This window comes from Capnocytophaga canis, assembly GCF_043187445.1.
Lineage (GTDB): Bacteria > Bacteroidota > Bacteroidia > Flavobacteriales > Flavobacteriaceae > Capnocytophaga > Capnocytophaga canis.
On the sequence record NZ_CP171121.1, the window covers coordinates 2,593,237 to 2,608,355 of the forward strand.

Genomic DNA, 15,119 nt, shown 5'->3' on the forward strand with positions numbered 1-15,119 from the left:
AGGAGGGTTTTTATATGAAAGGTTTTCCATTTTTCAAAAGAAATCAGCGAATTGGAATCTTCCTATTGCTACTACTTATTGTATTGATACAAATCGCTTATTTTGTAGTTGATTTCAGTGAAAAAACATCTGAAAGATCTTCGCAATTGTTTGCAAACATAGAAAAACAGGTCGATTCGTTGCGTACTGTAGCGTTACGTCCCAAAAAAGATACAATCTATCCCTTTAATCCAAATTATATTACTGATTATAAGGGATATATTTTAGGAATGTCTACCGAAGAAATAGATCGATTATTGGCTTTTCGTAAGCAAGGTAAATTTGTAAATAGTACCCAAGAATTTCAAAATATTACAAAAATTTCTGATTCTCTACTGAAAAAAATAGCTCCAGCGTTCAAATTCCCTGAATGGGTAAACAACAAAAAATCAAATGATTACCAAAAGGTAAAAACTTCATTGACCTCTTCTCACAAAGAAAAACAAGATATTAATACAGCCACCAAAGAACAACTGATGGAAGTAAAAGGAGTAGGTAATGTGTTGTCAGACAGAATATTAAAATACAAAGAACGTCTACAAGGATTTGTTGAGATGGATCAATTAGCCGAGGTGTATGGTTTGGAAACAGATGTTGTTGAGCGACTCAAAATACAATTTGAAGTAAAAACACTTCCGAATATCGTTAAAAAAGATATTAACTTGATAACCCTCAGAGAATTAGCTAAAATTCCGTATCTTAAATACGAGGAAGCTAAGAAAATCATTGGGTTACGAAGTGAGTTGGGAAATTTTAAAAAGTTTGATGATTTGTTGGAAATCAATGAATTTGACACATTGAAGATACGAAAACTCCAATTTTATTTGTTTATTGAGGATTAAATACTTTTATTTTTCAAATTATTTATGTAATATTGCTCACGAGAGAGGTTAGCAGTTCGTGATGCTTTACAAAAAGGAACTGTCATATCCTGCCGAACTTTTATTATCTTGATTACACATATTTTCGACATATGTTCGGGATTTTGGTAAAGGAAGAAAATTTGTATAATCTGTACTATATTATTTGTTATCAGATTGTTGTTAGGTGATTGAGGTAAGGATCTTGGCCTTTTGATAAAATTTAAATAGCAACCATATAAAAATAAATAGCGTATGAATTTTAGTTATTCCGAAACACAAAAGATTGTAGCTGAGACGGCCAGAGATTTTTCTGAAAAATATATTCGTCCTAATGTCATGAAATGGGATGAATCGCAGGAGTTTCCCGTTGAGGTATTCAGGAAAGCAGGAGAGATGGGCTTTATGGGAATTTTAGTTCCTGAAGTTTATGGAGGTTCGGGGCTTGACTATCATCAGTATATAGCCATAGTGGAAGAAATTTCAAAGGTTGACCCATCGATAGGTTTGTCGATAGCAGCTCATAACTCACTGTGTACAAATCATATACTTTCTTTTGGGAATGAAGAACAAAAGCGAAAATGGTTGCCAAAATTGGCTTCAGGTGAATGGATTGGAGCTTGGGGAATTACTGAACATAATACAGGGTCTGATGCAGGAGGAATGAGTACAACAGCTGTGAGAGACGGTGATTTTTGGGTGTTGAACGGAGCTAAAAATTTTATAACACATGGAAAATCAGGTCAAATAGCAGTTGTTATTGCACGTACTGGAGAAAAAGGAGATAAACATGGTATAACAGCTTTTGTGGTAGAACGCGGTACTCCAGGGTTTAGTAGTGGTAAGAAGGAAAATAAATTAGGAATGCGAGCCAGTGAAACGGCCGAAATTATCTTTCAAGATTGTAGAATTCCAGACTCTAATCGATTGGGAGAAGTAGGAGATGGGTTTATTCAAGCAATGAAAATTTTGGACGGAGGACGTATATCTATCGGTGCTTTGTCGTTAGGAATTGCTAAGGGAGCTTATGAAGCCTCGGTGAAATATGCCAAGGAGCGTATGCAGTTTGGACAAAGATTGATTGACTTTCAGTCTATTGCGTTTAAAATAGCCGATATGGCAACTGAAATAGAGGCTTCCGAGTTGTTGTTGCATAAAGCCGCTTATTTGAAAAATACAAATCAGAAAGTAACCCAGCAAGGAGCGATGGCAAAAATGTACGCTTCTGAGGTATGCGTAAAAGTTTCCACTGAAGCCATTCAAATTCACGGTGGTTATGGCTATACTAAGGATTTCCCTGTCGAGAAATTTTTCCGTGATTCCAAATTGTGTACTATTGGAGAAGGAACTACTGAAATTCAAAAATTGGTCATCAGTCGAAATATAGATAAAGCCTAATTCCGAATAATATACAATAAGCTAATGCCATGGTAAAAGCATTAGCTTTATCTTTTTTGTATGAAATCTTACTAAATCATGATACTTCGAACATTATGATATGTTAGTAAGATTTCTACGAAATTAAGGTGAAACCCTGTAAATATTTAATTTTTAACTCTTTGAAAAAGATGTTTTTATATAGGATATACCGCATATTTGAAAAGTAAACACTTAATTGTAAAAAAATGATTCGATTTGCAATAAAAAATGATGCTGATTTTGTAGCTCCATTGATGTTTCAGGCAATGGAAGAAATTGTTTTCAAACTCATTGGGAAAGAAGATAAAATTGAGGCAATTTCTTTCCTAAAAACGCTTTTTTTGGAGGAAAGAAATCAATATTCCTATACAAATACAATTGTTTTTGAAGAAAATAGCCAAGCTATTGGCTCTTTAGTTTTTTATGATGGTGCCGATTTGCACGAACTTAGAAAGCCTGTTCTGACATTGGCTGAGCAAATTTCTGGAAGAAAAATCATTGTTGAAGACGAAACTTCCGAAGGAGAGATTTATATTGATACAGTGAGCGTAAGCCCTCAGGGACAAGGAAAAGGCATTGGTTCACAATTAATTACTTTTCTGCAAGAGTATGTTTCTAAAAACAAACTTGGAAAAATCGGGCTACTTGTTGATGAAAAAAATCCACAAGCCGAAAAGCTCTATACACGCTTAGGATTTGAATATGTGAATAAACAATCACTAGCGGGTGGAAGTTATAAACATTTGGTTTTTGAAACACATAAATAAAAATACACTTAATGCAATTCTCTATACAATCTGATTTTCAGCCTACTGGCGACCAACCTCAAGCCATTAAGCAACTCACACAAAGCATCGAAAAAGGGGAAAAATATCAGGTCTTACTCGGTGTGACAGGCTCGGGGAAAACCTTTACTGTGGCTAATGTGGTGCAGAATGTACAACGTCCAACGCTTGTTCTAGCTCATAACAAAACCCTTGCTGCTCAATTATATAGTGAATTTAAAGCGTTTTTCCCAAACAATGCGGTGGAATATTTCGTGTCGTATTACGATTATTACCAACCCGAAGCCTACATTCCCACTACGGGAACGTACATCGAAAAAGACCTATCCATCAATGAAGAAATCGAAAAATTACGGCTTAGTGCTACTTCTTCTTTGCTTTCAGGACGACGTGATGTGTTGGTTGTGGCTTCCGTTTCGTGTCTGTATGGAATCGGGAATCCTATTGAATTTCAGAAGAATGTAATCACTATAAAGCGAGGCGAAGTACTTCCACGAACTAAATTTATGCATCGCTTGGTGCAGAGTTTATATGCCCGAACCACTGCCGATTTCATTCACGGAAATTTCCGAGTGAAAGGCGATGTGGTGGACGTTTACCCTGGCTATTCCGATACGCCTTTCCGCATTCATTTCTTTGGAGATGAAATCGAAGAAATTGAGGTTTTCGACCCGCAAACTAACAAAGTATTAGAACGTTACGATAGTTTGAATATCTATCCTGCCAATATGTTCGTAACCTCGCCCGATGTGTTACAAAAAGCCATTTGGAACATTCAGCAAGATTTGGTCAAACAAGTGGAATATTTCAAAGAAATTGGTAAACACCTGGAAGCAAAACGTTTGGAAGAACGCACGAATTTCGATTTAGAAATGATTCGCGAGTTGGGATATTGCTCTGGAATTGAAAATTATTCACGTTATTTGGACGGAAGAGAACCTGGTTCACGTCCATTTTGCTTGTTGGATTATTTCCCTGATGATTTTCTGATGGTCATTGATGAAAGTCACGTAACTATTCCGCAAGTACACGCAATGTATGGAGGCGACCGCAGTCGGAAAGAAAATTTGGTAGAATACGGCTTTCGTTTACCCGCTGCTTTAGATAATCGTCCGCTGAAATTTGAGGAATTCGAAGCACTTCAGAATCAGGTAATTTACGTAAGTGCCACACCTGCTGATTATGAACTTCAAAAAACGCAAGGAGTTTATGTTGAGCAGATTATTCGTCCGACAGGATTGCTTGACCCCGAAATAGAAATTCGTCCGAGCGAAAACCAAATTGACGATTTGGCGGAAGAAATTCAGCTTCGTGTAGAAAAGGACGAACGTGTTTTGGTAACCACTCTTACCAAACGAATGGCGGAAGAGCTTACTAAATATTTGACCAAAATTGGGGTGCGTTGCCGATACATTCACAGCGATGTGGATACCCTTGAACGAGTGGAAATTATGCAAGATTTACGCCGTGGATTGTTCGATGTTTTGGTGGGCGTAAACCTGCTTCGTGAAGGTTTGGATTTACCTGAAGTTTCGCTTGTTGCCATTTTAGATGCTGATAAAGAAGGCTTTTTGCGTTCTACACGTTCGCTGACTCAAACGGTGGGACGAGCTGCCCGAAACGTAAACGGAAAAGCCATTATGTATGCCGATAAAATTACTCAAAGTATGCAAGTAACCATTGATGATACCAACTATCGACGTGAAAAACAGATGAATTACAATTTCCGTAATGGAATCACTCCCAAACCATTAAACAAGAAAATCGAAAATACACTTAGCAAAAGTCCAATTACTGAATTTCATTACGACCCTTCGTTTAAACATGTAGCAGAAGCCGAAACTTCGTATATGACAGAAAAAGAGCGGACAAAAAAAATAAAAGAACTCAAAAAACAAATGGAATCTGCTGCTAAAGAATTAGATTTTGTAAAAGCAGCACAATTGCGCGATAGGATTAAAGAATTGGAAACAATTTAGAATCATAAAAAACGTCCGAAAAGCTTTGCCTTTAATGGTTCATAGACAAAACTTTCCGGACGAATTTTAGTATGAGCATGTGTTAAATTTGGTCGTGCTTTAAGATTTTTTTTCCGTTTTTTCCTATTTTTGTACTCTGACTATCGGAGCAATGCAGTGTAATTGTGATTAAGATTTAACAAAAGTACTACGTTTTTTCCTGATTGTTAATTTTTTATGTCATCATACTTTTTACAGTACGACCAAATACTTTTCCGTTACCTGCAATTTTAACCAAAATACCGCTAAAACCTATGACGAATAAAGTGAAATTTTTGAGAGAACAGAAAAATTTAACGCAAAATGAACTTGCAGAAAAATCGGGAATTTCTTTGCGCACAATTCAACGGATTGAAGCGGGAAACATTCCAAAAGGTTTCACCTTGAAAACCATTGCAAAGGCTTTGGATACTCAACCCGAAAATCTATTTGAAGAAAAAGAAAAATTTGAAAGAGCGAAATTGATTAATTTTTCTGCGTTGTCAGGACTAATTTTGCCATTTGGAAACGTGATTATTCCACTGATTTTAACATACAGAACCAAAGATTTAAAAAACAAAACTATTGGAAAGGAAATTGTAGGCGTTCAAATTATCTTAACGGTGATACTTTCGGTTTCAATGATTTTAAGTCCATTTATTCAGAAAATAATTGGAGCGAAATTTCCTCTTTTTGTAGTTCCACTAATCATTCTTATTTGTGCAAAATTGTTTGTTATTATAAAAAATGGGATTAGTTTGAATCAAAAACAAGATTTATCTATTAAACTGAAAAACAATTTTTGAGTTCCTCATATAATTTCATATATTTGCAGTTCATAAAATCAGGTAGTTATGGAAATTTTTAACGGTCAAAATCTTTTAGAGTTCACTGAACGCTTCAAAACCGACTTAGATTGTGAAGAATATTTAGCTCATTGGAAGTGGGAAAAAGGCTTTGTTTGTCGTAAATGTGGGCATACAAAAAGCCAAATCCGCAAGGATTTTTCAAGAACTTGTAACATTTGTTCTGATACAGAAAGCCCTACGGCAGGAACACTTTTTCACAAAGTAAAATTCGGGCTTCGTAAGGCTTTTTTTATTTGTTTTGAGATGTGTGCAACCACTAAAAACCTATCAGCTTTACAAATGTCTGTTCGTTATGGAATTACCGAAAATACGGCTCGATTGTTTATGCACAAAGTTCGTGAAGCAATGAAATCCAATGAATTACATAAAATGAATGGTCAAGTTCAAGTGGACGAGTTTACTGTGGGAGGGAAAGAAGATGGCAAACAAGGTAGGAGTTACGATTCAAAGAAAAAAAAGATTGTTTGTGCCATAGAACTAACTGATGATGGGAAGGTTAAACGATTCTATGCTAATAAAATAGAAGATTATTCTGCCAAATCATTACGGACAATTTTTGATAAACATATTGATAAATCCGCCCAAGTGACCACTGATGATTGGAAAGGTTACAGACCTATTAAAGATTTCAATATCAAACAAATACCGAGTAATAAAGGGAAGAATTTTCCTATTTTACATACCATAATACACCAAGTAAAAAGTTGGTTGAGAACGATTTATTGTCGAGTTTCAGATTTCAATATGGATAGATATTTGGCTGAATTTTCATACCGAATTAACCGTTCTCAATCGAAAGATAATATATTCAATAATCTCATCAAACGAATGATTGAGAAGAAACCTGTTCATCACCGGAATTTGATATGTAGTTAAGTGTGGAGCTCAAAACAATTTTTTATAACCCATTTCGTAAAATTGTCGTAAGATTGTCGCCCTTAATTTTTAATGTTTTCAAATTAAATTGCAGAAAATTGCAGAAAAATTTTGAATGAAAACGCTTATGAAAACATTTGTAAAAATCTTATTGACATTTTTGGTAATCATTGTTTTGTCCTCAATAATTGGATATTTTTATTTTGACAGAAAATTTACTCCTGAAGAAAATTATCTCAATGTTAAAAATGAAAGTGGAGAAATTTTTATAAAATGGGGAAATGAAAAAAACAGCATTCTGTTACCCATTAAATTTAGTGGAAATTCCACAACTTATTTTATGCAGTTTGATACAGGAAGTCCTTCAACTATTTTCTATAAAAAAGCGGTAGAAAATATTCCGAATATAAAAATAAACACACAAAATAAAAGGGCTATTGCAAGTTTCAATTTAGGAAATTCAATAATTTCTTCCGATAAGTTTAAGGTTTTAAATTATGGAGATAAAACGGACACTCTAAAAATTATTGGAACAATTGGTTCCGATATTTTAGAGAATAGAATAACAGTTCTAAATTTTAAAGAAAATTTATTAGAATTTAATATAGATAAAATGCCAACGAACTTTGAAAATAAACTATCTGATTTCCAATTCAAAAAAAGAAAAATAATTATAAAAGGAAGTTTGAGAGGTAAAGACGAAAAATTTTTATACGATACGGGAACAAGTGCTTATGAATTGGTTACGAACAAAGAAGTTTGGCAAAAATTAAAGTTAGCAAATTCAAAAATTAAGATTGAGAAAGAAAATTCTTGGGGAAATATTTTGACAACTTACACCTCAAAATCTAATGAAGAAATATCTTTAGGAAAGAATAAAATTCATTTGAACACTGTTACTTATGTAGACGGATTTTCACAAACTCAAAGTTTACTGATGAAATTTTCTGGAATGACGGGAATGTTAGGAAATAAAATCTTCTTGAATAACAAAATTCTGATTGACGGAAAGGTAATGAAAATAGGCGTTGAATAAAAAAACGGCAGGTAGCATCGATTTAGCAAAAGTCGGGGTTAAAGGAAAGATTGAATTTCAGTTTTTAAAATTTAGTACTACAAAAATTGTCCGAAAAGTTTTTTTGAGTATTCATAAGAGATTCATAGACAAAACTTTTCGGACAATTTTAGAGAATATCAAATCTTTACTGTCGCCATTGTGATGGATTTTGACGCCATTCTTTGAGAGTATGTAGCTCATCTTTAGTGATATACCCTACCTTTAACGCTTGTGTCAACAGATTTTCGTAGTCGCTAAGTGTATATAGTTCTACTTTTTCATTTGCAAAATTGGTGTGAGCCAAATCGAATCCATAGGAGAAAATCGCAATCATTCCCAAAACATTTGCTTGACTATCCTTAAGAGCTTTAACCGCATTCAAACTACTCATTCCTGTACTGATAAGGTCTTCAATGACAATCACGTTTTGATTAGCCTCCAAAAGTCCTTCGATTTGGTTTTGCCTACCGTGTTTTTTAGGCTCAGGACGTACGTAAATAAAAGGCAAACCCAGTAGATTTGCTACTAGCATTCCAATACCAATTGCTCCGGTAGCAACTCCAGCAACCACTTCTGTTGTTGGAAATTTTTCCTTAATTTGTTCAGCCATTTGTGAGGCAACAAAATTACGAACCTCTGTGTATGAGAGAATTATACGGTTGTCACAATAAATTGGCGATTTCCAGCCCGAAGCCCATGTAAAAGAATTTTCAGAATTCAATTTAATTGCTTTTATTTGCAATAAAAATTCAGCTGTTTTTTGTGCAGTGTTACTATTTAAAACCATTTTGATTATGTATGAAATTTTTGTAAACAATAAATCTATCGTTCTAACAAGTGTAGAGCAGACAAATGTAGGTGAAAATAATAAGAATGTCAAATATTTTCCTCTAAAAAAGGAAATTACTATTGAATTTCTTATTTCTGAAATAAATAAAGAAGAAGTTGATAAAATCTACCTTTATCATCCGAAAGAGGAAAAACTTTTGAAAAAATTCAAGAAAAAAGTTACGACCATAAAGGCAGGTGGGGGTATTGTAACCAATGCAAAGGGTGAAATACTTTTCATAAAACGACAAGGTAAGTGGGATTTGCCTAAAGGAAAGAAGGAAAAAGGCGAAAACATCGTTGTTTGTGCTTTGCGTGAAGTGGAAGAGGAAACACGAGTTAAAAAATTGAAAATCATACGTTTTAATACGATTACCTATCACATATTTAAGCATGATGGAGCATATTTCATGAAAGAGACTTATTGGTATGATATGTTCACCAAATACAAAGGAAAACTAAAACCTCAAACAGAAGAAGATATTGAAAAAGTACGTTGGAAAGCTCTCTCGGAGATTCCAGAACTGTTGAACAATTCATATCGAAGCATTCAAAAAATATTTGAAGGAATAGGGGAGAACAAGGAGTGATTTTCTTTTAGAAAAGAGTTCTTTTGCTTTGGAATAATACATAAGAAATGAAAAGAAACATATTATTAGCCTTACTTTCAGGAGTACTGTTAGCAATTTCGTGGCCTACTTATGGTTTTGCGATGCTTATATTCATAGCGTTTGTACCTTTACTGTTTGCAGAGCAACATATCCGTAAAAATTACAAGCATACCAAACGAAAATTGTTTTTCGTTAGCTATTTATCTTTTTTAGTTTGGAACGTAATTACCACGTGGTGGATTTGGCATTCTACTCAAGGCGGTGCAGTTTTTGCTATTTTAGCAAATACTTTATTGATGACCATCGTTTTTATGTTATATCACATAGTAGCCAAACGAATGGTTCGGAAAGTAGCATATATTTTTCTAGTAGCAATATGGTTGTCGTTCGAAAAATTTCATTTGTCATGGGATATCTCGTGGACATGGTTGAATCTAGGAAATGTATTTTCAGAATATCCTGCTTGGGTACAGTGGTACGAATATACAGGAACCTTTGGCGGAACCTTGTGGGTTTGGTTGGTTAATATTATTTTATTTTTATACGTAAACGCTTTTTTTGAAACAAAAAACAGAAAAATATTGGCTAAGGGTGTTGGAATTTCGGTTTTATGCTTTGCTGTGCCTGTTATTTTTTCTTATTTCACGTATATTAACTACAAAGAAGATGAAAACCCGATAGATGTTATTGTTTTACAGCCAAATGTAGATCCTTATTATGAAAAATATCAGATTTCTAATCCTGAAATCGCTAATTTATTAGTCAAGTTATCTGAAGATAAAATAGATCATAACGTCAATTTTATTGTTACTCCTGAAACTGTTTTTGGAGATAATATTGGGTTGAACCAATTGCAACAATCATGGGAGATTTCTATATTACGACAAATGGTGGCTCAATATCCGAAATTGAACATAGTTGGCGGTGTAGCAATGATTGATTTTATCCAAGATGAATCCTTACTAACTCCTCAGAGCAACTATTTGGAAAAACACAACGTTTGGTACAACGACTACAATTCAGCTTTTTTGCTAAATAAAAATGCTGATATTCCTCTTTATCATAAATCGAAATTAGTGGTTGGTGTGGAAAACTTCCCATATCAAAGTGTTTTAAAGCCTATTTTTGGGGAAACGTTGATAGATTTAGGAGGAACAGTAGCTTTAAAAACTACTCAACCACATCGAAGTGTGTTTTACGGGGAGCAAACTAAAGGAAAGGCTGCTCCAATTATCTGTTATGAGTCAATTTATGGTGAATTTGTGACCGATTACGTCAAAAACGGTGCGAACTTTTTGGCTATATTGACCAATGACGCTTGGTGGCAAAACACCCAAGGACATAAGCAATTACTAAGTTATGCACGTTTGAGAGCCATCGAAACTCGCCGAAGTATCGCCCGAAGTGCCAATACAGGAATTTCAGCTTTTATTAATCAACGAGGCGATGTGCTAAATTCATTGCCCTATGATACGCAAGGTAGCTTACGAGGGACTATCAACTTGAATGAAAAAATTACATTTTACACGAAAACAGGGGATTATTTAGCTCGAATATCCTATTTTTTGAGTTTGTTTGTGTTTTTATACGCAATAGCTCGGAAAAGGGAGGTGATATTTCGTAATTAGTAAATAGCAAATAGTAAAACTTTTAAACCTTTAGCCTTTACGGTTGGAGGTTTATTTTTTTTTGCACTAAATTTTATTACATAAGAAAATTATGTATATTTGCAACATAAATATATAAGACGATGAAAAAACAAAATTCAGCACTTTATAAAGGAAGTCTGAGTACCATCATTATGAAGCTGTTACAGGACAACGGACGAATGTATGGCTACGAAATTACTCAGAAGGTAAAGCAGCTTTCGCAAGGAGAGATTGCTATAACTGAAGGTGCTTTATACCCAACTTTGCATAAACTCGAAGCCCAAGGATTACTTACACCTGAAATTGAGCAGGTAGACAACCGCATTCGTAAATACTATAAAATAACGGAGAGCGGTATCAAAGAAACCGAAAAACAGGTGTCTGAAATACAAAATTTTATAGCTTGTCTTCAGAACATTATTAATCCTCAGGGAGATACGGATTTAGTACCCGTTGTAAAACTATAATTCCAATAAAGATAAAAATATTCCACAGATACCCTGACGGATTATTTTTTAGATTTTAGATATATTCTGTTGAAGTTTGTGTTATCAGTGGAAACAAAATCGTAGAAATATATTGCAACATATCTCTGCAATAAAAAGCAATACCATATAATATGAAAACCATAACCCCAAAACAAATCGAACGTCTGTATGAATTTACGCATCAGTGTCAGGTGAAATACTTTGACGTACAAACTGAACTGGTTGACCATCTGGCAAATGCTATCGAAACACATTGGCAAGAATTTCCTGACGACGATTTTGAAATCGTTTTAATACAAGAAGCTCAAAAGTTTGGTACTTTTGGTTTTAAGGAAATTACAGAAGAGAAAGAAAAACAACTGCGTAAACGATATAAGAACATTATTTGGAAAGAAATAATCGCTTTTTTCTCGTTCCCAAAAATTATAATGACAATAATTCTGACAATGTCATTATTTATTTTGTTAAACCTATCTTCTGACAAAGGAACCGTTGTTAATGTGCTGTTTATGAGTACCTATTTAACAATTATTTCTTTCTTCATCCAACAATATATCAGGAAGAAAAGACAGAATGAGAGCGATAAAAAATGGATTTTAAAGGATATTATTTTTAATAATAGTTGGTGTGTTTCTTTTTTAGTAATCATACTTAACACACTTTCTATGGCTAATATTCATCATACTGAGTATATTGAAAATAAATATTTTATAAGTATATTTTCTTTTGTCATAGTTCTTATTTATATTTTTTCTTATTTGGTGTTATTTCATATTCCTTTCAAGAGTGAAAAATATCTTACAGAAACATATAAGGAATACAAAGTAGCAAAACTTACATCGTAAAAATAATGCGAGTTTGTTACAAGTCAGAAAATTACAATGAAAAGTAATTCCGAATAGAAATACCCAAATAAAAACACATAAACTAAAATCGAAAAATTTTATGAAAACCATAACCCCAAAACAAATCGAACGTCTGTATGAATTTACGCGTCAGCATTACGTGGAATACTTTGACGTACAAACTGAACTGGTTGACCATCTGGCAAATGCTATCGAAACACATTGGCAAGAATTTCCTGACGACGATTTTGAAACGGCTTTGCAGAAAGAATTCCGAAAATTCGGGGTGTTTGGGTTTAATGATATTGTAGAGGAGAAAACAAAACAAATGGAAAAATTGTACAAAAAATTGCTTCGGAAGAAAAAAATTGAGTTCTTCACCTTTCCTAAAATACTACTTACTCTTTTTATATCAGCTGTAATATATACATTACTTTCAGCTTTCAATACTATGTGGATGCCTTTCTTAGGAATAATCATTGTGTTTTATATTTTCAAAGGTATCATTTATCTGAAAACTAAATCTATTTACAAAAGAAAATCAAACAAACAATGGCTTTTCAAAAACATCTTTCTGTATCAGGATAATTATCCTTTGTTGTTACACACTTCTATGCACATAATACTTTATTATTGGCTGTTCATTCAAAAGCAGCATATTCCTATCTTATTTATTGTTGTAGGCTTTACGCTTCAATTTATATACACATACATTATAAGCTATCATATTCCGAAAAATAGTGACTGCTACTTTCTGGAAATGTTCCCCGAATACAAATTTGAACTCTCAAACTAAGTTTCTACTATGAAAAAAGTAACCCCAAAACAAATCGAACGTCTGTATGAATTTACGCGTCAGCATTACGTGGAATACTTTGACGTACAAACTGAACTGGTTGACCATCTGGCAAATGCTATCGAAACGCATTGGCAAAAATTTCCTGATGACGATTTTGAAACGGCTTTGCAGAAAGAATTCCGTAAATTCGGGGTGTTTGGGTTTATGGATGTGGTGGAACATAAAACTAAAGAAATGAATAAACGTTACAGCAAAATACTATGGCAGAAAATTAAAGACTTTTTTACTTTTCCTAAAATAATGATGACTTTGTGTATTGCGTTGGTTGTTTATACAGTTTTGTATTTCTTTAAGGATATAGCCGCTGAAATCGTTGGTAGTATGACACTTATCATTTTGTTTTTAATATATGCCTTTTTACTTTCAAAACCCAAGTTATATCAAAATAAAACTGATAAAAAATGGCTTTTTGAGAACGTCCTCTTAGGATATAACAACTATGTAGGGGCGTTAGGATTGTTGGCTCAGCTTCATTTTTTTGTTAGATATTTGGGAGAAAATATTGCTTTTATGGCTGTTTTTTCGATTTTAATTACGTTTTTAGGCATATCGGTATATTTAGTTTTTTATTATTTACCCAAAAATCGTGATAAGTATCTAATGGAATTGTATCCCGAATATAAAGATTTTATGATAACTACTTAGTATGGCATATTACAATATATCTTCAAATAAAAATAGAATAGTATATAATATGAAAACAGTAACCCCAAAACAAATCGAACGCCTGTATGAATTTACACGTCAGCATTACGTGGAATACTTTGACGTACAAACTGAACTGGTTGACCATCTGGCAAATGCTATCGAAACGCATTGGCAAGAATTTCCTGACGACGATTTTGAAACGGCCTTGCAGAAAGAATTCCGTAAATTTGGAGTGTTTGGGTTTATGGATGTATTAGAAGAAAAAACCAAACAAATGAGTAAACGTTATAATCGAATGTTGTGGAAAAAAACCAAAGAACTGTTTGTTATTTCCAAAATAATCTTGATATTTTGTATTGTTATCTCCATTTTTTCACTATTTACTTTGTTTGGGAACGCAAAAATTATGGTTCCCGCGTTGTCTCTTGCCATTTTTATTGCTGCTATTGTATTTATGGTTAAAAACAGACGTACGCTTAAACAAAAAGGTGATAAAAAGTGGCTTTTTGAGGATATCATTTTGCGATTGAATGATCATACTTTCTTTTTCTTCTTTCCTTGTCAGATGAGTTTACAGTTTTGGCGTGATTTTCCTGACAGTGAAATGGCATATATGATTTATTCTGCAGTATTCACGTTTCTACTTGTTTTGATGTACGTGCTAATGGTCTACTTTCCCAAACATCGTGACAAATATCTTCAGGAATTATATTCTGAGTACAAAACTCAGTATATCAAGTAATTTTAAGAATATCAAAAAGTAATGAGTAGAAAAAAACTTTATATATTCTACTGCTCTGTATGGATAGATGTATTTTTTGAAAGGAGAATCTGCAAAGATTCGATGAATCTCTGGAAACAAAAACCGTAAGTAGGGGCGTATCGCAATACGCCCTTACGATGGTATAGGAAACCGTAGGGGCGTATTGAAATATACCCTACGATGGTACAGGAAACTGTAAAGGCGTATCGCAATACGCCTTTATGATGGTACAAGAAACCGTAGGAGCGTATCGCAATACGCCTTTACGATGGTACAAGAAACCGTAGGGGCGTATCGCAATACGCCTTTATGATGGTATAGGAAACCGTAGGAGCGTATCGCAATACGCCTTTATGATGGTATAGGAAACCGTAGGGGCGTATCGCAATACGCCTTTACGATGGTATAGGAAACCGTAGGGGCGTATCGCAATACGCCTTTATGATGGTATAGGAAACCGTAAGGGCGTATCGCAATACGCCTTTATGATGGTATAGGAAAACGTAGGAGCGTATCGTAATACGCC

Annotated in this window: 15 protein-coding genes; 14 read left to right on the forward strand and 1 reads right to left on the reverse strand. The window is 34.0% G+C overall.

The features are described 5' to 3' along the window. The first annotated feature begins 14 nt into the window (after nt 1–14). The 7 genes from ACF3OB_RS11015 to ACF3OB_RS11045 all read left to right on the forward strand — a co-directional run bounded on the left by ACF3OB_RS11015 (nt 15) and on the right by ACF3OB_RS11045 (nt 7,881). The gene (locus ACF3OB_RS11015) at nt 15–881 is read left to right on the forward strand and encodes a helix-hairpin-helix domain-containing protein (protein ID WP_212895527.1); all 867 of its coding nucleotides are present in this window, start codon (nt 15–17) and stop codon (nt 879–881) included. A gap of 273 nt (nt 882–1,154) precedes the next feature. Then, the gene (locus ACF3OB_RS11020; RefSeq protein ID WP_042343272.1) at nt 1,155–2,297 is read left to right on the forward strand and encodes an acyl-CoA dehydrogenase family protein; all 1,143 of its coding nucleotides are present in this window, start codon (nt 1,155–1,157) and stop codon (nt 2,295–2,297) included. 227 nt (nt 2,298–2,524) lie between these two features. Then, complete coding sequence (locus ACF3OB_RS11025) at nt 2,525–3,085, forward strand: GNAT family N-acetyltransferase (protein ID WP_392447732.1); 561 nt, start codon at nt 2,525–2,527, stop codon at nt 3,083–3,085. Nucleotides 3,086–3,096: 11 nt separating this feature from the next. After that, complete coding sequence (gene uvrB, locus ACF3OB_RS11030; protein WP_095911667.1) at nt 3,097–5,082, forward strand: excinuclease ABC subunit UvrB; 1,986 nt, start codon at nt 3,097–3,099, stop codon at nt 5,080–5,082. Between the two features lie 293 nt (nt 5,083–5,375). Then, nucleotides 5,376–5,906, forward strand: a complete 531-nt coding sequence (locus ACF3OB_RS11035; RefSeq protein WP_392447735.1) for a helix-turn-helix domain-containing protein — start codon at nt 5,376–5,378, stop codon at nt 5,904–5,906. 48 nt (nt 5,907–5,954) lie between these two features. Next, complete coding sequence (locus tag ACF3OB_RS11040) at nt 5,955–6,845, forward strand: IS1595 family transposase (RefSeq protein ID WP_095894058.1); 891 nt, start codon at nt 5,955–5,957, stop codon at nt 6,843–6,845. Between the two features lie 127 nt (nt 6,846–6,972). Beyond that, nucleotides 6,973–7,881, forward strand: coding sequence for a hypothetical protein (locus ACF3OB_RS11045; RefSeq protein ID WP_392447737.1), 909 nt, complete (start codon nt 6,973–6,975; stop codon nt 7,879–7,881). Between the two features lie 166 nt (nt 7,882–8,047). Here the strand turns inward: ACF3OB_RS11045 and pyrE are convergent, their stop codons facing one another. Then, nucleotides 8,048–8,689, reverse strand: coding sequence for an orotate phosphoribosyltransferase (pyrE, locus tag ACF3OB_RS11050; RefSeq protein WP_042008452.1), 642 nt, complete (start codon nt 8,687–8,689; stop codon nt 8,048–8,050). Nucleotides 8,690–8,696: 7 nt separating this feature from the next. Here pyrE and ACF3OB_RS11055 point away from each other — a divergent pair, with 7 nt between their 5' ends. The 7 genes from ACF3OB_RS11055 (at nt 8,697) to ACF3OB_RS11085 (ending at nt 14,572) form a co-directional block, all read left to right on the forward strand. Further along, entirely contained in the window at nt 8,697–9,320 is a 624-nt protein-coding gene (locus ACF3OB_RS11055) for an NUDIX hydrolase (RefSeq protein ID WP_392447739.1), read from the forward strand. Nucleotides 9,321–9,367: 47 nt separating this feature from the next. Then, nucleotides 9,368–10,969: an apolipoprotein N-acyltransferase gene (gene lnt, locus ACF3OB_RS11060; RefSeq protein WP_042008436.1), complete on the forward strand. Its 1,602-nt coding sequence runs from the start codon at nt 9,368–9,370 to the stop codon at nt 10,967–10,969. A gap of 122 nt (nt 10,970–11,091) precedes the next feature. Beyond that, nucleotides 11,092–11,457: a PadR family transcriptional regulator gene (locus ACF3OB_RS11065; RefSeq protein WP_042008439.1), complete on the forward strand. Its 366-nt coding sequence runs from the start codon at nt 11,092–11,094 to the stop codon at nt 11,455–11,457. A gap of 152 nt (nt 11,458–11,609) precedes the next feature. Further along, nucleotides 11,610–12,323 carry a hypothetical protein gene (locus ACF3OB_RS11070; RefSeq protein ID WP_392447741.1) on the forward strand — a complete coding sequence of 238 codons (714 nt, stop codon included), beginning with the start codon at nt 11,610–11,612 and terminating at the stop codon, nt 12,321–12,323. A 100-nt stretch (nt 12,324–12,423) separates the two neighbouring features. Beyond that, a complete protein-coding gene (locus ACF3OB_RS11075; RefSeq protein WP_095893184.1) occupies nt 12,424–13,119 on the forward strand; it encodes a hypothetical protein in 696 nt (231 codons plus the stop codon). Nucleotides 13,120–13,128: 9 nt separating this feature from the next. After that, on the forward strand, nt 13,129–13,827 hold the full coding sequence (locus tag ACF3OB_RS11080; protein ID WP_392447743.1) for a hypothetical protein: 699 nt from the start codon (nt 13,129–13,131) through the stop codon (nt 13,825–13,827). A gap of 49 nt (nt 13,828–13,876) precedes the next feature. Beyond that, nucleotides 13,877–14,572: a hypothetical protein gene (locus ACF3OB_RS11085; protein ID WP_392447745.1), complete on the forward strand. Its 696-nt coding sequence runs from the start codon at nt 13,877–13,879 to the stop codon at nt 14,570–14,572. Nucleotides 14,573–15,119: the final 547 nt, after the last annotated feature.